At 41.5% G+C, this 22,880-nt stretch carries 19 protein-coding genes, 4 tRNA genes and 1 other annotated feature; of the genes, 19 read left to right on the plus strand and 4 right to left on the minus strand.

The genetic code is table 11. The features are described from left to right. Window position 1: 1 nt before the first annotated feature. The 11 genes from lplT (at window position 2) to luxS (ending at window position 9,878) form a co-directional block, all read left to right on the plus strand. Entirely contained in the window at window positions 2-1,198 is a 1,197-nt protein-coding gene (gene lplT / locus AB6N04_RS01095; protein WP_369310119.1) for a lysophospholipid transporter LplT, read from the plus strand. Window positions 1,199-1,217: 19 nt separating this feature from the next. Then, complete coding sequence (pncC, locus tag AB6N04_RS01100) at window positions 1,218-1,721, plus strand: nicotinamide-nucleotide amidase (protein ID WP_369310120.1); 504 nt, start codon at window positions 1,218-1,220, stop codon at window positions 1,719-1,721. Window positions 1,722-1,825: 104 nt separating this feature from the next. Then, entirely contained in the window at window positions 1,826-2,893 is a 1,068-nt protein-coding gene (recA, locus tag AB6N04_RS01105; RefSeq protein ID WP_369310121.1) for a recombinase RecA, read from the plus strand. Between the two features lie 326 nt (window positions 2,894-3,219). Then, window positions 3,220-5,847: an alanine--tRNA ligase gene (gene alaS / locus AB6N04_RS01110; protein WP_369310122.1), complete on the plus strand. Its 2,628-nt coding sequence runs from the start codon at window positions 3,220-3,222 to the stop codon at window positions 5,845-5,847. A 229-nt stretch (window positions 5,848-6,076) separates the two neighbouring features. Continuing rightward, a complete protein-coding gene (gene csrA, locus AB6N04_RS01115) occupies window positions 6,077-6,262 on the plus strand; it encodes a carbon storage regulator CsrA (protein ID WP_004264815.1) in 186 nt (61 codons plus the stop codon). Window positions 6,263-6,888: 626 nt separating this feature from the next. Beyond that, window positions 6,889-6,981, plus strand: a tRNA-Ser gene (locus AB6N04_RS01120). Between the two features lie 11 nt (window positions 6,982-6,992). Next, window positions 6,993-7,069 (plus strand) — tRNA-Arg (locus AB6N04_RS01125). A gap of 142 nt (window positions 7,070-7,211) precedes the next feature. Further along, window positions 7,212-7,288 (plus strand) — tRNA-Arg (locus AB6N04_RS01130). A gap of 91 nt (window positions 7,289-7,379) precedes the next feature. After that, window positions 7,380-7,456 (plus strand) — tRNA-Arg (locus AB6N04_RS01135). Between the two features lie 186 nt (window positions 7,457-7,642). Continuing rightward, window positions 7,643-9,208, plus strand: coding sequence for a glutamate--cysteine ligase (gene gshA, locus AB6N04_RS01140; RefSeq protein ID WP_369310123.1), 1,566 nt, complete (start codon window positions 7,643-7,645; stop codon window positions 9,206-9,208). 154 nt (window positions 9,209-9,362) lie between these two features. After that, window positions 9,363-9,878, plus strand: coding sequence for an S-ribosylhomocysteine lyase (gene luxS, locus AB6N04_RS01145; RefSeq protein ID WP_369310124.1), 516 nt, complete (start codon window positions 9,363-9,365; stop codon window positions 9,876-9,878). A gap of 68 nt (window positions 9,879-9,946) precedes the next feature. On the opposite strand, the gene AB6N04_RS01150 is transcribed toward luxS, so the two are convergent. After that, the gene (locus AB6N04_RS01150) at window positions 9,947-11,233 is read right to left on the minus strand and encodes a CNNM domain-containing protein (RefSeq protein ID WP_369310125.1); all 1,287 of its coding nucleotides are present in this window, start codon (window positions 11,231-11,233) and stop codon (window positions 9,947-9,949) included. A 41-nt stretch (window positions 11,234-11,274) separates the two neighbouring features. After that, window positions 11,275-12,066 carry an inner membrane protein YpjD gene (locus tag AB6N04_RS01155; RefSeq protein ID WP_369310126.1) on the minus strand — a complete coding sequence of 264 codons (792 nt, stop codon included), beginning with the start codon at window positions 12,064-12,066 and terminating at the stop codon, window positions 11,275-11,277. A gap of 375 nt (window positions 12,067-12,441) precedes the next feature. Between AB6N04_RS01155 and ffh the strand changes: the two genes are divergently transcribed. The 8 genes from ffh (at window position 12,442) to AB6N04_RS01195 (ending at window position 20,938) form a co-directional block, all read left to right on the plus strand. Then, window positions 12,442-13,803 (plus strand): signal recognition particle protein, encoded by a 1,362-nt coding sequence (ffh, locus tag AB6N04_RS01160; protein WP_369310127.1) that lies wholly within the window; start codon window positions 12,442-12,444, stop codon window positions 13,801-13,803. Window positions 13,804-13,939: 136 nt separating this feature from the next. Beyond that, window positions 13,940-14,188: a 30S ribosomal protein S16 gene (gene rpsP / locus AB6N04_RS01165; protein ID WP_004264823.1), complete on the plus strand. Its 249-nt coding sequence runs from the start codon at window positions 13,940-13,942 to the stop codon at window positions 14,186-14,188. A gap of 18 nt (window positions 14,189-14,206) precedes the next feature. After that, window positions 14,207-14,752 carry a ribosome maturation factor RimM gene (gene rimM / locus AB6N04_RS01170; protein WP_369310128.1) on the plus strand — a complete coding sequence of 182 codons (546 nt, stop codon included), beginning with the start codon at window positions 14,207-14,209 and terminating at the stop codon, window positions 14,750-14,752. Between the two features lie 38 nt (window positions 14,753-14,790). Next, window positions 14,791-15,555, plus strand: coding sequence for a tRNA (guanosine(37)-N1)-methyltransferase TrmD (trmD, locus tag AB6N04_RS01175; protein WP_369310129.1), 765 nt, complete (start codon window positions 14,791-14,793; stop codon window positions 15,553-15,555). A 41-nt stretch (window positions 15,556-15,596) separates the two neighbouring features. Then, entirely contained in the window at window positions 15,597-15,950 is a 354-nt protein-coding gene (gene rplS, locus AB6N04_RS01180; protein ID WP_004914006.1) for a 50S ribosomal protein L19, read from the plus strand. A gap of 880 nt (window positions 15,951-16,830) precedes the next feature. Continuing rightward, the gene (locus tag AB6N04_RS01185; protein ID WP_369310130.1) at window positions 16,831-17,925 is read left to right on the plus strand and encodes a 3-deoxy-7-phosphoheptulonate synthase; all 1,095 of its coding nucleotides are present in this window, start codon (window positions 16,831-16,833) and stop codon (window positions 17,923-17,925) included. A 13-nt stretch (window positions 17,926-17,938) separates the two neighbouring features. Further along, window positions 17,939-19,060: a bifunctional chorismate mutase/prephenate dehydrogenase gene (gene tyrA, locus AB6N04_RS01190; protein WP_369310131.1), complete on the plus strand. Its 1,122-nt coding sequence runs from the start codon at window positions 17,939-17,941 to the stop codon at window positions 19,058-19,060. Window positions 19,061-19,372: 312 nt separating this feature from the next. Further along, complete coding sequence (locus AB6N04_RS01195) at window positions 19,373-20,938, plus strand: methyl-accepting chemotaxis protein (RefSeq protein ID WP_369310132.1); 1,566 nt, start codon at window positions 19,373-19,375, stop codon at window positions 20,936-20,938. A gap of 53 nt (window positions 20,939-20,991) precedes the next feature. Here AB6N04_RS01195 and pheA read toward each other — a convergent pair whose 3' ends face one another. Continuing rightward, the gene (gene pheA, locus AB6N04_RS01200; RefSeq protein WP_369310133.1) at window positions 20,992-22,164 is read right to left on the minus strand and encodes a bifunctional chorismate mutase/prephenate dehydratase; all 1,173 of its coding nucleotides are present in this window, start codon (window positions 22,162-22,164) and stop codon (window positions 20,992-20,994) included. A gap of 25 nt (window positions 22,165-22,189) precedes the next feature. Further along, window positions 22,190-22,309 (minus strand) — a sequence feature (Phe leader region). A gap of 141 nt (window positions 22,310-22,450) precedes the next feature. Beyond that, complete coding sequence (gene raiA / locus AB6N04_RS01205; protein WP_369310134.1) at window positions 22,451-22,780, minus strand: ribosome-associated translation inhibitor RaiA; 330 nt, start codon at window positions 22,778-22,780, stop codon at window positions 22,451-22,453. Between the last annotated feature and the right edge of the window lie 100 nt (window positions 22,781-22,880).

The raw sequence follows: 22,880 nt of genomic DNA on the forward strand, positions 1-22,880 counted from the left end.
TATGCAAGAGAGTTCAACAAATTTACCGCTAATGAGCCGAGGAATGAAAGCCGTTTTGGCATCTCAATTTCTTTCGGCATTTGCGGATAATGCACTGTTATTTGCCATATTAGCGCAACTCAAAGCTGAGTTTTATCCAGAATGGAGCCACCCTATCTTGCAAATGGTGTTTGTGTTTACTTATATTGTGTTAGCCCCATTTGTAGGGCAAATCGCAGATAGGTTTTCCAAAGGCCGAGTGATGTTGTTCTCCAACATCTTTAAATTTATAGGTGCGTTGGGGATTTGCTTGGGATTAAATCCGTTTCTTTGCTATGGATTAGTGGGGATTGGTGCGGCATCTTATTCACCGGCTAAATACGGTATCCTAGGTGAATTAACAGGGGGAGATAACCTGGTTAAGGCCAATGGCGTGATGGAAGCATCAACCATTGCCGCGATCCTAATCGGTTCAGTAGTCGGGGGAATGCTCTCTGATATTAATCTATTATTAGCATTAGGGACATGTGCGCTCTTATACGCTCTTGCCGTCATTGCTAACTTCTTTATTCCTCATCTTGAGGCGGCAAGGCCCGGAAAAGGCTGGCATTTCAAACTACTCGTGACTGATTTCTTCCAAGCGTGCCGTATCTTGTGGGCAAATCAGGAGAGCCGTTTTTCACTCGTAGGAACCAGCTTATTTTGGGGGGCAGGGGTGACATTACGTTTCTTGCTCGTCGCGTGGGTGCCTGTGGCTTTAGGTTTGCAAGATAACACAACGCCAACCATCTTAAATGCAATGGTTGCAGTGGGGATTGTTGTAGGTGCGGGGCTTGCTGCTAAATTTATTACCTTGAAAACGGTGTACCGTTGCATTCCTGCTGGGGTTATTATCGGCGTGATGGTAGTGTTACTGTCCTTACAAACTCATATTATTCCATCCTACTTTATTTTGATTGTTTTAGGGGTGTTTGGTGGGCTATTTGTTGTTCCCCTGAATGCGTTATTACAAGAGAAAGGAAAAGAAACGGTTGGCGCAGGAAATGCTATTGCAGTACAAAATTTAGGCGAAAACAGCGCGATGTTGATTATGCTAGGCTTATATTCCCTAGCAATTAAGGCTGGTTTATCTGTGGTGAATGCGGGTATTGGCTTTGGTGCGGTGTTTGCGATAGCGATTGCGGGTTTATGGGTTTGGGATCGTGCTCGTAAAAAATGATGTAAAGGTGGATTACATAATGATAGATGAGAAGCGACTCGAAACATTAAGTATTCAGATAGGGCAAAAACTGCAAGCGCAAGGTAAAACAGTTACTACGGCAGAGTCCTGTACTGGGGGATGGATTGCAAAGGTACTGACGGATATTTCTGGAAGCTCAGGCTATTTCCAGCGTGGTTTTGTCACTTACAGTAACGAAGCCAAGCACCAAATGATTGGTGTAACAGGTGCATCTTTACAACAATTTGGTGCAGTTAGCCAACAAGTGGTAGAGGAAATGGCCTCGGGGGCATTACAACAAGCCGTTGCTGATTTTGCGATTTCTGTCAGTGGTATTGCAGGTCCAGGTGGCGGTAGTATAGACAAGCCTGTTGGTACGGTATGGTTTGGTTTTGCCCAAAAACAAGGGGATGGCACGGTATCGGTTATCACTCGACATTGTGTGTTTCAAGGTGATAGAAATCAAGTGCGTTTACAATCAACAGGTTATGCACTAGAAACATTTTTGAGTCTGTTAAATTAAAAATTTCCTTGATACTGTATGATTATACAGTATACTTAGTTCCAACAAATCGAATTCAATCGTTTTATTCGCAGTGGTAAAGCCATTGCACTTAGGGAGTAAACATGGCTATTGATGAAAACAAACAAAAAGCACTGGCAGCGGCATTAGGTCAAATTGAAAAACAATTTGGTAAAGGTTCCATTATGCGTCTTGGTGAAGACCGCTCAATGGATGTTGAAACTATCTCAACAGGTTCTTTATCTCTTGACGTTGCATTAGGTGCTGGTGGCCTGCCATTAGGTCGTATTGTTGAAATCTACGGCCCAGAAGCTTCAGGTAAAACAACTCTCACATTACAAGTTATCGCCGCAGCACAACGCAGTGGAAAAACCTGTGCGTTTATCGATGCTGAGCACGCACTTGATCCTATCTACGCTAAAAAACTCGGCGTTGACATCGATAACTTACTGTGTTCACAGCCTGACACAGGTGAGCAAGCCCTTGAAATCTGTGACGCTCTGACGCGTTCTGGCGCTGTTGACGTGATTATCGTTGACTCTGTTGCTGCATTAACCCCTAAAGCTGAAATTGAAGGTGAGATTGGTGATTCTCACATGGGGCTTGCTGCTCGTATGATGAGCCAAGCAATGCGTAAATTAGCGGGTAACTTAAAAAACTCAAATACGCTTCTGATCTTTATCAACCAAATTCGTATGAAAATTGGTGTGATGTTCGGTAACCCAGAAACGACAACGGGTGGTAATGCACTGAAGTTCTACGCATCAGTTCGCTTAGATATCCGTCGTATTGGCGCGGTAAAAAACGGTGAAGAAATCATTGGTAGTGAAACACGCGTTAAAGTGGTAAAAAATAAAGTTGCCGCACCGTTTAAACAGGCAGAATTCCAAATTCTTTATGGTGAAGGGATTAACACCTTTGGTGAGTTAATTGACTTGGGTGTTAAACACAAGCTAATTGAAAAAGCAGGTGCTTGGTATAGCTATAACGGCGATAAAATCGGTCAAGGTAAAGCTAACTCAACAACTTATTTAAAAGAACATCCTGAAGTTGCTCAAGAAATTGACACAAAACTGCGTGAAATGTTACTCAATCACACTGGTGAATTTAGCAGTGCAGCAACAGACTATATCAGTGATTCTGATGAAGAAGAAGCACCAGAAGAATTTTAATTATTAGCTAGTGAGTTGATTAATCATTAAATTATAGGCGTTGCTCTTATGGAGTAGCGCCTTTTTTGTTTTTTCCAATCACAATAATAGTTTATTCAACAGTTTTTCTGTGGAAAAATACGCTAACCAGAGGTATAAACATACTTTCAGAAAATATCTAGACGCTTTACAATGAAAGCCACGAATGGATGTAGCTATAGTTTTACTTCTATGCAAAGAGACTTTATCTTATCAGTCACTTTTTAATCGGAGAGTTGATTAGAGGTGATGTTACATTCCATCTCAACAATTCATAATTCTGTTTCCAGCTTGATATCGGGATAAATATGAGTAAAAGCACCGCTGAGATCCGCCAAGCGTTTCTCGACTTTTTTCATACAAAAGGTCATCAGGTGGTCACCAGCAGTTCGCTAGTGCCTAACAATGACCCGACACTATTGTTCACAAACGCAGGGATGAACCAGTTCAAAGATGTATTTCTTGGTCTGGATAAGAGAGCATATTCCCGAGCGACAACTGCACAGCGCTGTGTGCGCGCAGGTGGTAAACATAACGACTTAGAAAACGTAGGTTACACAGCTCGTCATCACACCTTCTTTGAAATGTTAGGTAATTTTAGTTTTGGTGACTACTTTAAACACGATGCAATCCGCTTTGCTTGGGAATTACTGACAAGTGAAGAGTGGTTTAACCTGCCAAAAGAAAGATTGTGGGTTACTGTTTATGCGACAGATGATGAAGCTTATGATATTTGGAACAAAGAAATCGGTGTTCCAGTAGAACGGATCATCCGTATTGGTGATAACAAAGGTGCACCTTATGCTTCAGATAATTTCTGGCAGATGGGTGATACAGGTCCATGCGGTCCTTGTACTGAAATTTTTTATGATCACGGCGATCATATTTGGGGTGGCCCTCCAGGGAGCCCAGAAGAAGATGGTGACCGTTATATTGAAATCTGGAACCTCGTCTTCATGCAATTTAACCGTCAATCAGACGGCACCATGGAACCGCTACCGAAGCCTTCTGTTGATACTGGGATGGGCTTAGAGCGTATCTCAGCGGTACTGCAACACGTTAATTCTAACTATGACATCGATATTTTCCGTGAATTAATTGCAGCGGCAGCGAAAGCGACAGGTGCAACGGATTTGGAAAATAAATCACTGCGTGTCATTGCAGATCATATTCGTTCTTGTGCTTTCCTCGTGAGCGATGGTGTTATTCCATCAAACGAAGGCCGTGGTTATGTTCTGCGCCGTATTATTCGCCGTGCAGTTCGCCATGGGTACATGCTTGGTGCAAAAGAGACTTTCTTCTATAAATTAGTTGCTCCACTTATCAAGGTGATGGGCTCCGCAGCGGAAGAACTTCAACGCCAACAAACCATGGTTGAAAAAGTTCTTAAAACAGAAGAAGAACAATTTGCACGCACTTTAGAACGCGGCTTGCAATTATTAGATGAAGAACTGGCGTCATTAAAAGGGGATACTCTTGATGGTGAGGCTGCGTTTCGTCTCTATGATACTTACGGTTTCCCAATTGATCTTACGGCTGATGTTTGCCGTGAACGCAATATCAAAGTCGATGAAGAAGGTTTCGAACGTGCGATGGAAGACCAACGTCGTCGCGCCAGAGAATCGAGTGGCTTCGGTGCTGACTATAACGCATTAATCAAAGTTGATAAGCGTAGTGAGTTTTCCGGTTATCAATATGATGAACAACAAGCGACTATCACTGCACTGTATAAAGATGGTCAACCTGTTGATAGCTTAAACGCAGGTGAAGAAGGCTTAGTCATTCTTGATAAAACAGCATTTTATGCCGAATCAGGTGGACAGGTTGGTGACATTGGTTACTTAAATAATGACAATGCTCGCTTCACTGTGACAGATACACAAAAATATGGGCAAGCCATTGGTCATATCGGTAAAGTCGAATCAGGTTCATTAGTTATTAACCACCGTATTACCGCCGTAGTTGATAGCGCGAGACGTAATGCTATTCGCTTAAATCACTCTGCAACGCATTTATTACATGCGGCATTGCGCCAAGTTCTGGGGGATCATGTTTCTCAAAAAGGTTCTCTTGTTAATGACAAGTACCTGCGTTTCGATTTTTCCCATTTTGAAGCTATGACGCAAGAGCAACTTCGCCAAGTTGAAGATATCGTCAATGCTCAAATTCGTCAAAATTCAGAAATTGAAACTGAATTGATGGATTTAGAGGGGGCGAAAGCGAAAGGAGCTATGGCATTATTTGGTGAAAAATACGAAGAACGTGTTCGTGTACTAAGCATGGGCGATTTTTCTATTGAATTATGTGGCGGTACACACGCAAGCCGCACAGGTGATATCGGTCTATTCCGTATTCTGAGCGAATCAGGAACAGCTGCGGGTGTTCGTCGTATTGAAGCGACAACAGGCGAGATGGCTATTGAGAGTATTCATCATCAATCAGAGCAACTTTCAGCTATTGCTCATTTATTAAAAGGTGATATTAATAGCCTCGTTGAGAAAGTGAAGTCAGCATTAGATAAATCTCGTCAGTTAGAAAAAGAGATTTTGCAACTAAAAGATCAACAAGCTTCTCAAGAAAGTGCTTCACTAAGTAGCAAAGCAAAAGATGTGAAAGGCGTCAAATTGTTAGTGAAACAATTGGGCGATACTGATCCTAAACTATTGAGAACCATGGTTGATGATCTTAAAAACCAGTTGAAGTCTGCGATTATCGTGCTTTCGACAACAAGTGGTGATAAAGTCAGTATGATTGTTGGCGTGACTAATGATTTGACTGCTAAAATTAAAGCAGGTGATTTAATCTCATATGTTGCTCAGCAGGTAGGTGGTAAAGGTGGTGGACGCCCTGACATGGCACAAGCAGGTGGTACTGACGTAAGTGCATTACCAGCAGCGATGTCCAGTGTTGAAGAGTGGGTTGAATCACGACTGTAAGTACTTACTAAGTTGCCTTATAGAAATATAAGGCAACTTTAAATCTGTTGCGGCATTGTTAATGTATTGCTTGTAGTGCTATATTTTGCTTGTAAATAATTAGAATGCTTGCCTTGATGGCATCAATGCTTTAGGTGAATGTCATTGCTTTACGTTTTCACGGTGTGTGATGGACAATAGCGGGGGATACCTAGAGACCCGACTCTTTTAATATTTCAAGGAGCAAAGAATGCTTATTCTGACTCGTCGAGTTGGTGAAACACTCATGATAGGCGATGAGGTAACAGTTACTGTATTGGGTGTTAAAGGCAACCAAGTTCGTATTGGTGTTAATGCCCCAAAAGAAGTTTCTGTTCACCGTGAAGAAATTTATCAACGGATCCAGGCCGAAAAAACTCAACCAGATAATCAATAATAATGAATAAGCGTCCAATGATTGACCACACAGCAAGAATGGACGCTTGTCTTACCTCTCATTTTTGAAATTTTCATTTTTTTCGTGCTTTTCCTAATACCTAGGGGCTGTTTATCCTTGCTGCTGATTTTTACAGCTAAAAAAGGTTAATAAACAACCAGAAAATGGATGGGTGTATCCGTCGTGCTAACTGACGACGACTTGAATCAACTATTATCCCTAAACGCTGGCCGACGGGTTCGATTAACGCACGTTTCACTCATTTATTGCTGTGTTGAAAGGCTCTTGCCGAGTTCACTTGGCGGTGAACCTTTCGCTTTGCCTAAAATGGCTTTAATTCGAATAAAAATTGACCATCAAAGATAAACCACCCCTAGCGTTGTGATTTAGTCGGGTGTCATTACTCATTATTATCAATTCATTTTTATACATAAAGTAAGTTAGATAAGAGCTGAAAACGTTATTTTTCGGTGTTAAACTAATCATCTTGCTTGTGAAATGTGCAAACAGACTGCGGAATGCAAAAAGTTGCGAAAAATTGTTTGACTTCTAAGTCTAGGAAAGTAATATGTGCGCCACACAGAGACGAGATGTTTGAAAAAACAAATCTTGTGTAACTAAAATATGGTGAGGTGGCCGAGAGGCTGAAGGCGCTCCCCTGCTAAGGGAGTATGCGGTCAAAAGCTGCATCGAGGGTTCGAATCCCTCCCTCACCGCCATTTTAGATTATGCATCCGTAGCTCAGCTGGATAGAGTACTCGGCTACGAACCGAGCGGTCGGAGGTTCGAATCCTCCCGGATGCACCATTTAACCCTATGGGTAAGCCTATTAGGGGGCTGTTTTGGTTTTATTAAATTAATAAACAAAATAGTGCAGTAACGAAGAAGTTGATTTACAGAAGTAGATGTTGATAGAAAGTTTGAGAGAAGCACGTCTTGCAGTAAATATGCATCCGTAGCTCAGCTGGATAGAGTACTCGGCTACGAACCGAGCGGTCGGAGGTTCGAATCCTCCCGGATGCACCATCTCTTAGCTAATGTATTAGCGTATCAATAATATCTTAAGTGTAATCATTCACAGTTATTGAAATAACTCGATAAGTATCGACAGAATTTTGCATCCGTAGCTCAGCTGGATAGAGTACTCGGCTACGAACCGAGCGGTCGGAGGTTCGAATCCTCCCGGATGCACCATCATAAGAAAAGCTCCTCAAACTGAGGAGTTTTTTTTTGCCTGAAAAGTCAATTAAATAACATTTCTAATGCCTCTTTTCGTCTAATCCCTTTTAAACCACACATCTAGACAGCGACAATTTAGCTGATTTACGATAAAGTAATTGCCTTAATAAAATAAATTAACATCACAGGCGGGAGGTCGATTTGATCCCGGACGTATCGAAAGCGCTCTCATGGTTAGAGGCGCACCCAGAAACATTAAATGGTATCCAACGTGGTATTGAACGTGAAACATTGCGTGTGACCCCGACAGGCTCAATTGCAGAAACATTGCATCCTGAAGGGCTGGGACAAGCTTTAACACATAAATGGATCACGACAGATTTTGCGGAGTCCTTACTCGAATTTATTACTCCTGTAGATAAAAGTATTAGTCATAACTTGGCTTTTCTCAGGGATTTACATCGCTATACTGCGCGTCACCTTCAGAATGAAAGAATGTGGCCACTCAGTATGCCGTGCTTTATCGAAAGTGAAGATAAAATCACTCTTGCTCAATATGGCTCTTCTAACGTCGGGCGTTTTAAAACCTTGTACCGTGAAGGCCTTAAAAATCGTTATGGCGCATTGATGCAGACGATAGCAGGGGTGCATTATAACTTCTCTTTGCCAACTGAATTTTGGCAGGCATGGGCTGGTGTTGATGATCCAGAAAGCGAAATCGGTAAAGAAAAAATTTCTGATGGTTATTTACGTTTGATCAGAAACTACTATCGTTTCGGTTGGGTGATCCCGTATCTATTTGGTGCGTCGCCGGCGATCTGTGGTTCTTTCTTAAAAGATAGAGACACCGCATTAACATTTGATAGAACCGAATGTGGTACTTACTATTTACCTTATGCGACATCTTTGCGCATGAGTGACTTGGGTTACACCAATAAATCACAAAGTGATTTGAATATTACATTCAATAAGTTGAGTGAATACGTTGAAAATCTGAAAAAAGCCATTCACAAACCTTCCGTTGAGTTTGAAAAACTGGGGGTGAAAAAAGATGGCAAGTATATTCAGCTCAACACTAACGTGCTGCAAATTGAAAATGAACTCTATGCACCAATTAGGCCTAAACGCGTCCCTAAAGGTACAGAGTCGCCTTCTGACGCGTTATTACGTGGTGGTATTGAATATATTGAAGTCCGTTCATTGGACATCAACCCATTCAGTGCAATTGGTGTGAATGATACACAAGCCCGTTTTGTTGATCTATTCTTAATATGGTGTGTGCTTGCAGATGCGCCAGAAATGAATGCACAGGAGCTTGATTGTTGCCGCCAAAACTGGAATCGTGTGATCCTTGAAGGGCGCAAACCAGGCCAAGTGATTGGTTTTGGTTGTGGTAGCGAAATGAAACCGCTAGTGGAAGTAGGGCAGCAGTTATTTAATGACTTGATCCGTGTTGCTGAAGTGCTTGACACATGCTGTGATGCAAAATACCAAGATGTTTGTCATCAATTTGTTGCGATGTTTGAGGATCCAACGCTGACATACTCGGCTCTCGTCATGGACGAGATGTTAGAAAAAGGCATTGGTGGTTATGGGTTAGAATTAGCTGAGAAATATTTTGAACAGTTAATCAATGAGCCATACGAAGTGATTACAGAAGCGCAATTTGAGCAAGCAAGGTTAGCTTCTATTGAGAAGCAAAGAAGGATGGAGCAGAGCGAAACTGAACCTTTTGAAGACTATTTGCGCATTCATGCTGGACGCTAAAAGAAAATGGCCACTCAAGGTGGCCAAATAAAAATCTCTTAGAGAATTAGGGATGATAACAATTGCGCGTCTTTCATTAATTCAGACTTCATGTTTTCAAAATAGTTTCATTTATTTTCAAAATAAATTTTTTAATTTTTGAGGAGGTCACGAAATGCCATTATTAGATAGCTTTACTGTCGATCATACTCGCATGGCAGCCCCCGCTGTCCGCGTGGCAAAAACGATGAAAACGCCAAGTGGTGACACCATCACTGTTTTTGATTTGCGCTTTACTGTGCCAAATGAAGAAGCCATGACAGAAAAAGGCACTCATACATTAGAACACTTGTTTGCTGGTTTTATGCGTGATCACCTCAACGGTGATGGTGTTGAAATTATCGATATCTCCCCGATGGGTTGCCGCACAGGCTTTTACATGAGTTTAATTGGCCAACCAACTGAACAACGCGTTGCTGATGCGTGGAAAGCGGCTATGGAAGATGTGCTGAACGTAAAGGATCAAAACAAAATCCCTGAGTTGAATGTGTATCAGTGCGGGACTTATAAGATGCATTCACTGGCAGAAGCTCAGCAAATTGCACGTAATGTGTTGTCATCAAATATTGGTATTAATAAAAATGATGAACTCGCATTGCCAGAAGAAAAATTGAAACAGCTTCACGTTTAGTCTCAGAGATCCATTCATAAATATCAAAAAGCGCCTTGGGTCATACTGGCGCTTTTTTAGAGGAAAACTTATAGATCAGGGACTTGAGAGCTAAAGGTGAGTGGGGTGATCCTCACCTGCTTGATGGTGTTTTCATTCATGGCTAACACTTCTATCATATAATGACCCACCACGATTTGCTCTTCAAGTTGTGGAATATCACCAACAACCTCTAACACCATGCCATTAACCGTTCTAGGACCCTCTACAGGCAAATTCCAATCAAATGCCTTATTCAGGTCTCGAATATTGGCTGAGCCGTCCACAAGGACGCTACCATCGCTTTGAGGCAATACCTCTTCCGCTAATGACGGCGACATTGATGTTGTAAAATCACCGACGATTTCTTCTAAAATATCTTCTACAGTGATAAGGCCTTGAATTTCACCGTACTCATCGACAATAATTCCTAATTTTTCTTTCTTGTGTTGAAAATTAATGAGCTGAACATTTAGTGGCGTACTATTTGGGATAAAATAAATATTGTCCGCGGCTTTAATGAGGTTCTGCTTGTTAAATTCACGTTTTTCCATCATCAATCGATAAGCTTCTCGAACGCGTAAAATCCCGATTGAATCATCAAGGGAATCGCGGTAAAGCACAATACGACCGTGAGGGGAATGGGTTAACTGCCTGATGATTGACTTCCAATCATCATTCACATCAATTCCGACAATTTCGTTCCTTGGTAGCATGATATCGCCGACAGTCACCTTGTCTAAATCCAGTATGGAAATCAACATATCTTGATTACGACGGCTAATTTTATGTTTTGATTCGTTAACGATAGTTCGCAGCTCTTCTTTGTTAACGGCGTCTGTACGCGCCGTTAATGAACGAATGCCTAAACAGCGTAAAAGTAGCGCGGAAATGGTATTAAATGTCCATACCACTGGCATCATTATGATCTGCAAGGGCTTTAGAAAATAGCTACTTGGAAAGGCAATTTTTTCTGGGTAGAGTGCGGCTAATGTTTTTGGCATGACTTCAGCAAAAATGAGGATCACAAACGTTAAGATCCCTGTTGCCATTGCGACACCCGCATTGCCATATAAACGCATACCAATGATGGTGGCTAAGGCAGAAGCGACGATATTAATTAAGTTATTGCCAATCAGGACAAGGCTGAGGAGTTTATCTGGATGTTTGAGTAGCTTTTCGACACGTATTGCCGAGCGATTGCCTTGTTTTGCTAAATGTTTTAAGCGATAACGATTTAATGTCATCATGCCTGTCTCCGAGGCAGAGAAGTAGGCTGACATTAAAATTAAAACAATCAGTATGATGATTAGCGTACTGGTAGACACATCATCCAAAACAAGGTTCCTTATGACAAAATAGGGAGGCGAATAAAAATTTAAGGTATCATAAACTGTTGGAGTAAACGGTTACCAAAAAAAGCCATGGTCAAAATGATTGAGCCAGCGACGTGGAAAAATAATACGCGTTTTCCGCGCCAACCACCGAGGAAATGTCCCCAAAGCAAGGTAATATAGACAAACCAAGCAATTACCGATAATACAGATTTATGTACATTTTCTTTATCAAAGATATTATCCATATAGATAAAACCCGTGCATAAAGTCAGCGTGAGTAAGATGACACCCACTTGAGTGATATGGAACATTTTACGTTCTACCACCATCATCGGTGGCATATCAGGACTGAATTTTAAGGTTTTATTTTTAAGTTGATGATCAATTAGCGCAACTTGAAATGCATATAAGGCAGCGATAAGTAACGTGGCATAGCTTAGTAAGGCTAAACCAATATGCACAAATAAAGGGACACTGGCTTCTAAGTGAGTAATAAACTCCCCAGGCATAATGGTCGAAAGCAATAAGTTAATGATAGCAAAGCTGTACACTATCGGGGTCAAATACCACGCTTTTCCACAATAGGCGACAACCGTCATAATGATGCACATCAGTAAACTCACCGCAGAACCGAGGTTCAACAAGGTGAGATTCTGTCCTTCGGCTTCACTAAAAATAAGTAATTTTAAGGTGATGGCGTGGGTCACTAACGCAACAATGGCAAGTAGCATTGCCAAACGGCGATAAAGTGGTTGTTTGCGCACTTGGCCTGGGACGATCAGCAGCAGGCTAATCATGTATGTACAAACTGCTATGACTGCAAATACGGGCATAGTATAGTGTCGATATTCATTTTTAGTGGAAAGTTATTTCATAGTATAACTTGTACAAGTTCAGGCTCCAACTATTGGGCGAACCAATTGTGGTATATTCGCGATAGATAGCATTTCATGTATCTTTTTATTTCACTGATGGTAGTGAAATCAATGCTATCATAGCCTGTATAATCTGTTTCAAACAGAGGGCAGCGAAAAAATAGCGGATGTGGTACACTCAGGAAAATAATTTTTATTGTAGTTTTTCCTTCATTTGATTGAAGGTTTGATACTTATAATTCAACTTGTTGAACCTAAAACACTTGAAATGAGGTGTTTTAGCAACCAGATCAGGCTAAACATCGGCCCATCAACAGAATTGAGCTAAGACATATGTTTGATAATTTAACCGACAGACTCTCGCGCACGTTGCGCAATATCAGCGGACGTGGGCGTCTCACTGATGACAATATTAAAGACACATTACGCGAAGTTCGCATGGCATTGCTGGAAGCTGACGTGGCATTGCCAGTTGTCCGTGAATTTATCCAGAAAGTCAAAGAAAATGCAGTTGGTCAAGATGTTAATAAAAGCCTAACACCGGGCCAAGAGTTCATTAAAATTGTTCAAAATGAACTCACTCGGGCGATGGGGGAAGAAAACCATCAACTGAACTTATCGGCTCAGCCGCCAGCGGTTGTATTAATGGCAGGTTTGCAAGGTGCCGGTAAAACCACCAGTGTTGCAAAACTTGGTAAGCACTTAAAAGAAAAACAAAAGAAAAAAGTTTTAGTCGTCTCTGCTGACGTATATCGCCCCGCAGCGATCAAACAACTTGAAACGTTAGCGGCATCTGTGGGGATTGATTTCTTCCCATCGGATGTGCAAGAAAAGCCCGCAGTTATCGTGCAAAAGGCCTTAAAACACGCACAACTTCAATTTTACGATGTGTTATTAGTGGATACCGCCGGTCGCTTACACGTTGATGAAGCGATGATGGAAGAAATCCAAGAGGTCCATCGTATTATTAAGCCCGTTGAAACCTTATTTGTTGTCGATGCAATGACGGGGCAGGATGCGGCAAACACAGCTAAAGCGTTTAACGAAGCCTTACCATTGACAGGGGTTGTGTTAACCAAAGTCGATGGTGATGCGCGTGGTGGTGCGGCATTGTCAATTCGTGCTATCACGGGTAAACCCATTAAATTTTTAGGGGTTGGCGAAAAAACGGATGCTTTAGAGCCGTTCCATCCAGAACGCGTAGCATCTCGCATCCTTGGTATGGGGGATGTGATTTCTCTGATTGAAGAGATTGAGCACAAAGTTGACCGTGATGAAGCGGAAAAATTAGCCAAAAAACTGAAAACGGGTGATAGCTTTGATTTAAATGACTTCTTAAGTCAATTGAAGCAAATGCGTAATATGGGCGGTATGGCGAGCATGATGAGTAAAATGCCTGGCATGTCCCAATTACCGGATGCAGTAAAATCTCAAATGGATGATAAAATCACGATCCGTATGGAAGCGATGATTAACTCCATGACGCGCAAAGAGCGCGAAAAACCAGAAATTATTAAAGGTTCTCGTAAACGTCGTATCGCGGCAGGTTCAGGAACTAGCGTGCAAGAAGTAAACCGCCTTTTAAAACAATTTGATGATATGCAACGCATGATGAAGAAAATGAAAAAAGGTGGCTTAGCCAAGATGATGCGCGGCATGAAGGGTATGATGCCTCCGGGTTTTCCGGGGCGTTAAGCAATAAAGCCTCAAACAAAACGCACTTTTGATTGATTTTTGCGTCAAAGTGAGTAAACTTTTCGGGCTTTTTATATGACAGCCGGACTCTATCCCTCGATGGAGTCTGGTTGTTTTGTTAACTAATGAGGATGTTATGGTAACAATTCGTTTATCTCGTGGCGGCGCTAAAAAACGTCCGTTCTACCAAATCGTTGTAACCGATAGCCGCAATGCGCGTGACGGTCGTTTTATTGAGCGTATCGGTTTCTTCAACCCGATCGCTGCAGGTCAAGCAGAAGAACTGCGTTTAGACCTAGATCGTGTTGAGCATTGGGTTGGCTTAGGCGCAACTATTTCTGACCGTGTTGCACAACTGGTCAAACAAGCTAAGAAAGCAGCTTAATCTGTCGCGGTGGTAACAATGAGCAAGCAAACTAAACTACAGCCACCTAACAATCCCATTATATTGGGGAAATTAGGTTCGGCTTACGGTATTCGTGGTTGGCTCAAAGTTTTTTCGTCCACCGAACATGCTGAAAGTATTTTTGAGTATCAGCCTTGGTTTATCCAACGTTCAGGTCAATGGCAACAAATTGAAATTGAAGATTGGAAACATCATAACAAGGATATCATCGTCAAGCTGAACGGGGTCGATGACCGCGATGCAGCTGCGCTTTTGACTAACTTTGAAATTGCGGTTGATTCAACCCAATTGCCTGAGTTAGAAAACGAATACTACTGGAAAGACCTGATGGGTTGTCACGTAGTCACGTTACAAGGCTATGACCTTGGTACTGTCACTGAGATGATGGAGACCGGTTCTAATGATGTACTGGTTATTAAGGCGAATTTAAAAGATGCATTTGGCATCAAGGAGCGGTTGGTTCCGTTTCTTGATGGGCAGGTTATCAAGAAAGTCGATCTCGATGCTAAACTCATTGAAGTAGATTGGGATCCTGGTTTTTAAATCTCCGGTTGAACGGTTTTGATAAGTGGGACGGTATCATGTGGATTGGTGTAATTAGCCTGTTTCCCGAAATGTTCCGCGCAATAACCGAGTACGGGGTAACTGGTCGGGCAGTGAAAAATGGCCTGCTAACGTTTGAGTGCTGGAATCCGCGGGATTTTACCCACGATAAGCACAAAACTGTTGATGATCGCCCCTATGGAGGTGGTCCTGGCATGCTGATGATGGTGCAACCGCTTAAGGATGCAATCAACGCAGCAAGAACTGAGGCTGGTGAGGGTGCAAAGGTTATTTATCTTTCACCGCAAGGGCGCAAACTAAGTCAAGACGGTGTTTGCGAGCTGGCAACTAATGAGAAATTAATTCTTGTTTGTGGTCGCTATGAAGGCATTGATGAGCGTATCATCCAAACCGAAGTTGACGAAGAATGGTCAATCGGCGATTACGTTCTTAGTGGTGGGGAGCTCCCCGCGATGGTGTTGATAGACTCAGTCTCTCGGTTTATACCGGGGGTGCTTGGTCATCAAGCTTCTGCTCAAGAAGATTCTTTTGCTGATGGCTTGTTAGATTGTCCTCACTATACCCGCCCTGAAGTGTTAGATGGCATGCAAGTTCCGGATGTATTACTTTCGGGAAATCACGCTAAAATAGATAGCTGGCGTATGAAACAATCACTTGGCCGTACCTGGCTTAGAAGACCTGAACTTCTGGAAAGCCTAGCTCTGACTGACGAGCAGAGGATGTTGCTGACTGAGTTCCAACGTGAATATCAGTCCGAGCAACAAATGAATCCAGACAATTAATTGTCTAAATATATCAGTTTACCTAGGGTAAGAGAGTTATTATGAGCAACATTATTAAACAACTTGAACAAGAGCAAATGAAGCAGGACGTACCTTCATTCCGTCAGGGTGACACCGTGGAAGTTAAGGTATGGGTCGTAGAAGGCTCTAAAAAACGTCTGCAGGCATTCGAGGGCGTGGTTATCGCTATTCGTAACCGCGGTCTGCACTCTGCATTCACTGTTCGTAAAATTTCTAACGGCGAAGGTGTTGAGCGTGTATTCCAAACTCACTCTCCAGTCGTAGATAGCATCGCTGTTAAACGTCGTGGTGCTGTTCGCAGAGCTAAACTGTACTACCTGCGTGAGCGTTCTGGTAAGGCAGCTCGTATTAAAGAGCGTCTGAACGCCAAGTAATACGCTTTCGCTACATCCGAAAGGTTAGGGGCCCGCATCTTGCGGGCCTTTTTATATTCGTCATATTTCAAGCTGTAGCTGTGTTGGCTTCGTTCGGCCACACAGGTCACATACTTGTGTATGCTCCCTGCGATGTCCTCACTTTGCCGCCTTGCTACAACTTGAACTATTTAGAATATATAGTGGTGAGATAATTATATATTCGTCATATTTCAAGCTGTGGTAGTGTTGGCTTCGTTCGGCCACACAGGTCACATACTGATGTCTGCTCCCTGCGATGTCCTCACTTTACCGCCTTGCGACAACTTGAACTATTTAGAATATATAGTGGTGAGATAATTTTATATTCGTCATATTTCAAGCTGTAGCTGTGTTGGCTTCGTTCGGCCACACAGGTCACATACTTGTGTATGCTCCCTGCGATGTCCTCATTTTGCCGCCTACTTATAATTCGAATTATTTAGGGAAATAACGAGACTAAATCGACTTAGCTGAAAGATCGAATTGTATCGCATTGGCTTCGTTCGGCCACACAGGTCACATACTTGTGTATGCTCCCTGCGATGTCCTCACTTTGCCGCCTTGCTACAACTTGAACTATTTAGAATATAGCGGAGTGGTTATTTCTCTATTCTGTAAGAAAATGTTTACGATAAATTGATTTTGAACCGAAAATTAAATATTGAGTATGTTGTTTTTATGTTAATTTGTATTATTATCAATAAATTAAGTTGATGTAAATAATAATTTACGATAATGGAAATATTTTACACAAATGGATTGAATTGTTTACGATGCATGGTATGTTATTACCCATGCACTCAAACACAATACGTAAACAATAAACTAAGCAAATATAAGCTAATTAAGTAGGTAAAAAATGATCATGCAAAAAGATGTACTCAACAATGTGAATATTCAAGACGAGCAGGTATTAATCACCCCTGAGAGTCTGAAAGAAAAATATCCGCTGAGTCACAGCAACCTGCATGCCATTGCGACATCGCGTCAAGTGATTGCAGATATCATTCATCAACGCGACCCTCGCTTACTTGTGGTATGTGGTCCTTGCTCAATCCATGATGTGGATGCTGCGATTGAATATGGTGAGCGTCTACAAAAATTAGCCGAAGAATTAAGTGATAGCTTATATATTGTGATGCGCGTGTATTTTGAAAAACCACGTACCACCGTGGGGTGGAAAGGTCTAATTAGTGATCCATTTATGGACGGTTCATTCCAGATGGAAAAAGGCCTGCATATTGCCCGTGACTTATTGACTAGCTTAGTCAATATGGGATTGCCACTGGCGACTGAAGCATTAGATCCAAATAATCCACAATACTTAGGGGATTTATTCAGTTGGTCTGCAATTGGCGCAAGAACGACAGAATCACAAACTCACCGTGAAATGGCATCTGGGCTCTCTATGCCCGTTGGATTTAAAAATGGTACGGATGGTAGTTTAGCTACCGCAATTAATGCATTGAAAGCCGCGGCAATGCCACACCGTTTTATGGGAATTAACCAATCTGGCCAAGTTTGCTTATTACACACCAAAGGCAACAACAATGGTCATGTGATCTTACGCGGTGGTAAAACACCAAACTACAGTGCAGAAGATATTGCGGCGTGTGAAGCCGAAATGCGTAAAGCAGGGCTAAAACCATCACTGATGGTGGATTGCAGTCACGGTAACTCAAATAAAGATTATCGCCGTCAGCCACTGGTGGTTGATTCAATTATCGAACAAATTATTAATGGTAATGAGTCAATTACAGGTATTATGTTGGAAAGCCACCTTAATGAAGGCAACCAAACATCTGAACAGCCACGGGACGCAATGAAATACGGCGTTTCTGTGACAGATGCCTGCATTAACTGGCAGACAACAGAAACGGTATTGCGTAATTTACATCAAGCATTACTACCAGTGCTTGAACAACGCACACAGAAATTGAGTAAGGTGAGCTGAGCAAGGTATTAGTATGTCTGTTGAGTTATCTCATTTACGGGATCAGATTGATGCGGTTGATAAATCCTTATTGGATTTATTAGCCAAAAGGTTGCAACTCGTGGCGGAAGTTGGTGAAGTCAAAAGCTTACATGGGTTGCCAATTTACGTGCCTGAGCGTGAGTCGAGCATGTTAGCGGCTCGCCGAGCTGAAGCAGAGCGCATGGGGATCCCGCCTGATCTGATTGAAGATATTTTACGTCGGATCATGCGTGAATCTTATGCACGTGAAAATGACAAAGGCTTCAAGACGCTTAATCCAAACGCAGGTCCGATTGTGATTGTCGGTGGTGACGGGAAGATGGGGCGCTTATTTCAGCGTCTTCTTACGTTGTCTGGCTACCATGTTAAAACATTGAATCAAAATGATTGGCCTCAGGCTGAGTCGCTTGTTGCGGGTGCTAGTGTAGTGATGGTCAGCGTGCCTATTCACTTAACTGTTCAGGTGATTAACCAATTACCAAAACTAGATAAACACACTATTTTGATGGATATAGCATCTATCAAACAGCAACCACTAGAGGCTATGCTAGCTGCACATGAAGGGCCTGTATTAGGGCTCCATCCGATGTTTGGCCCAGATATTGGTAGTGTGGCAAAACAAGTTTTTGCTTATTGTAATGGTCGTGGCGCGGAGTCTTATCAATGGTTCCTCGAACAATTAGTTGTTTGGGGGGCGCGTTTGAAAGAAATTTCAGCGCAAGAGCATGATAAAAACATGAGTTTTATCCAAGCACTACGCCATTTTACTACCTTTACATATGGGCAAAATTTGGCGAAAGAGGATATCGATTTGCAGCAGCTTCTTGAGTTGTCATCGCCAATCTACCGTTTAGAACTGGCAATGGTAGGGCGGCTATTTGCTCAAGATCCTCAGTTATATGCAGATATCATCATGTCTTCAGATAAAAACGTAGAGCTCATTCGCCGCTATCATCAGCGTTTGGGACAATCGATTGAAATGCTCGAGAACAAAGATAAGGCAGAATTTATTCGCCAATTTAATCAAGTTAGCGAGTGGTTCGGCGAAGATGCTCACCACTTTATGAAAGAAAGTCAGTCATTGTTACAACGAGCTAACGATAACCGCAAGTAATCATCCCCGCCTTCTATTGTGTTGTTTGCAGTAGAGGGCTTTTTACTATTAATTTTTTGTTATTTTAGATAATGCTTGTTTTTCGAGTATCTAAATTCGATATTTTATTTTTAATAGGTAATTTTACTTATTTCCTGTACTTTTAATTGAAAAGCCTTCCTTCTGGTCTAAAACAACTATCTTTCCCTGTTTAATGGTAAATTAATCGATTTATAAAATTGAAATTTAAAAATCGATCGATTTATGTGGTAAAGATATAACATATTTTACCGATAATACTACTCATTCAACGATGGCTAGCGTGGTAAACATATGTCTTTTAAAAATCTTAAAATTAGTATGAAGTTAACAATCGCATTTGGGGGATTTGTTACGCTTATTATCCTGAGTTCACTCTTTTCTTTGGCCAATATGAACCGAGCCAATGATGGAATGAAACAAGTTCTGTATGAAAGCTATCCTATAGCCTCCACTGCCGGGCAGATGATGGATAACTTTTATTCCTTTATTGGTATTCAAGAATTGATTTTGCTTGATGACAGAGGGAGTGATAAGCGGCGTGAAGAGTTAGCCAAAATTACATTAAAAATTAATGAATTGATGGATAGCCTAGAAAAAAATGTGACGGATGAGCGTTCTAAAGAGGTTCTTTCTGAATTGCGGATTATTCGTCAACAATTTCATGCATCAATCACACGTATCAATACATTCCTTTTTGAAAATAATCGCCAAGCCGCCATTGATGAAATGATGACAAAAACATCAAGCATTCAGCGTGATTATCGAGACCATATTCAAACATTAATGGCTATCCAAGATTTAGAAATGCAAGAAATTGGTCGTACTGTAAATGCCGACTACGAAAGCAATAAAATTTTACTCGCCATTCTCTCTGTGATCAGCATTGCTGCGGGTTGTGTGATGGGGTGGTTTATTACCATCATGATCACCCGTCCACTGGAAAGTGCGGTCGACTTGGCACAATCTATTGCTAACGGTGATTTAACGAAGGAAGTCACCGTCGATTCAAAGGATGAAACAGGTATTTTATTAAATGCATTGAATGCTATGAAAGCCCAGCTAGTTGAAATTGTCCAAGAGGTGCAAAAAGGCTCTGAAAGTATTTCTGCCGCTGCTGGGCAAATTGTGGCTGGCAACCAAAATTTAGCAGCGCGTACTGAAGAACAAGCGGCATCTGTTGAACAGACAGCAAGCTCAATGGAACAAATCACATCAACAGTAAAAAACACCACTGAGCACACTCATGAAGCTAGCATGTTAGCAGAAGAAGCCGCAGTCGTTGTGCAAAATAATGGTCAAATGATGAATCTGTTGACGAATAAGATGCGGGCTATTAACACATCATCATTGCAAATGACTGATATTATTAACTTAATCGACTCTATTGCATTCCAAACCAATATATTAGCGCTAAACGCTTCAGTTGAAGCAGCGAGAGCTGGTGAACATGGTCGCGGTTTTGCAGTGGTGGCAGGGGAAGTGCGTTTGTTAGCACAAAAAAGTGCTGCTTCGGCTAATGATATCAAAGGGTTGATTGAGAACTCTTCATCACAAACTAAAGAGGGGATGGAGTTAGTTGAGAAAGCGGCTGAACAAATTCATGGCATGATTGATAGTGTGAAAGAAATGAGCACGTTACTGCAAGAAATCGGTCAAGCAAGCCAAGAAGAAAGTGATGGAATTTCACAAATTAACAGTGCTGTCGGGCAATTAGATTTAACCACACAACAAAATGCCAGTTTAGTGGAAGAATCGGTTGTCGCGGCGGATTCATTAAATGAGCAAGCATTCCATCTGAAAAAATTAGTCAATTACTTTCGTGTTAATGGGGATTCCCCGTCAGAAGCGGTGATGTGATCATGATGAAAGGCTGCTTTTCTATTTAAGCAGTAAGCAGCCTTTGCTATTGATTATGGTGCCACTTTTTCAGGTTCAACAGGCACAATATTTTCTGATGGATAGCAACCTAACACTTTTATCGAGCGGGTAATTGTGGAAAGCTCTTTTAGTGCTTGCTGCAAATTATCTGAACGCAGATTTGCATGAACATCCACATAAAACATCTCTTCCCAAGGTTTACCATTAATGGGACGAGATTCCAATTTACTCATAATTATCTTATTGTTTTTTAAAATAACGAGTGCATCAACTAAGGCCCCAGCTTGCTGACCTGTTGTGATCAACAAGGTGGTTTTAGCAGGAACTTGTTCTGTCACTTCAATAGGCTGTGGTGCAACAACAATAAAACGGGTCATATTGATTTGTTGGTTCGCTAAATTGTGCTCAACAACTTGCAAGTTATACAAAGCGCCGCCAGCTTCACTGCCTAGTGCTGCAACATTTGGTGCATTTTGTTCAGCAACCATCTGCATTGCAGTAGATGTGCTGTCGCAATATTTGATTTTCCATTGTGGGAACTGAGATAAATATTGGCTGCATTGTTGGAAAGGCTGGGGGTGACTGTAAACGGTATCAATTCTACTTAAGTCTGTATTTCCGGTGGTGAGCAAGCAATGATTAATCGGCAAGCGAATTTCTCCTACAATGGAGAGAGAAGTATTTTGCAGTAAATCGTAAACATCATTAATTGCTCCAGAGCTGGTATTTTCAATCGGTAAAATACCGTACTCTGCTTGTCCACTTTCAACCAATGAAAAAATATCTTGAAACTTATTACAGCTGCATTCAACGAGTTGATCAAAATGACGAGCAGAATATTGGCGTGCAGCAATATGTGAGTAAGAACCTTTTGGTCCTAAAAACGCAAAACGAGCCGTATCACTAGGTGTTAAATTTAAGTGTTTTTGTAAAATCGCTTGTTGGGTTAATACCGAGTCTTCGATGATCATTTGGAATAAGCGAGTAATATAAAAGCCATCAAGACCAAGTGGTTTGCCTTTGTTAATTAGCACATCTAAAAGTTGACGTTCGCGGTCTTTATCACGAATAGGACGGTTATCATTAATTTTTGTTTCTGCAACTTCCGCTGCGAACCCACGGCGCTTCGCCAAAAGGTTTAGGAGTTCAGTATCTAACTGGCTTATTTTTTCTCTTACTTTCAGTAAATTAGTGCTGTTTTCCATCCTGGCCACCCTGTAATATCGTGATATAAAAAAAGCCCCCTAGTTGGGGGCTTTCTAATTTTGTCTTCTTTTTTTTTCTCGAACGACAAAAGCCCCTGATTAGGAGTTGCTAAAGAAGAAAAAGAAAACAAAATTACGTTTCATGTGAATACCTTCAAATTGACTTGATTCAAATAAACCCGATACGCTCTAAGAAGTCAATAAAAAAGAATCATAAACATAAAAAACGCGCCTATTGCAGGCGCGTTTTGCAAAGTTTCAAGATAAGTTGATAGATAATATAAAATTATAACGTAACGAGGTTCGCTTCTTTTACACTATTGTTGGCTCTTCTTGATTCTCCTTTATGTTGCACTTTATTGAGTTGTCTTTCGAGTTTGTTGATCAGTTCATTTATTGCAACGTACATATCTTCATGTTTGGCGCTTGCGACTAATTTACCTGTCGCTGTTTTGATATTTGCATCAACCATGAAACCTTGTGGCTCTTTTGATAAAACAACATGCGTGTTTATCAGGGAAACTTGCCACTTATTCAATTTTGTTAGACGGCTTTCAATGTGTTCACGAATCGCTGGGGTAATATCCATTTGTTTACTTGTTATGTTCACTATCATAGTGTTACCTCTCATTGTTTCCGTCTTTGATGAGTTCAGAATACGCATTATCAGCAATAAAAAATTGATGTAGATCACAACTGACTTAGGGGAGATGTAA

It is taken from the genome of Providencia rettgeri, from assembly GCF_041075285.1.
Lineage (GTDB): Bacteria > Pseudomonadota > Gammaproteobacteria > Enterobacterales > Enterobacteriaceae > Providencia > Providencia rettgeri_G.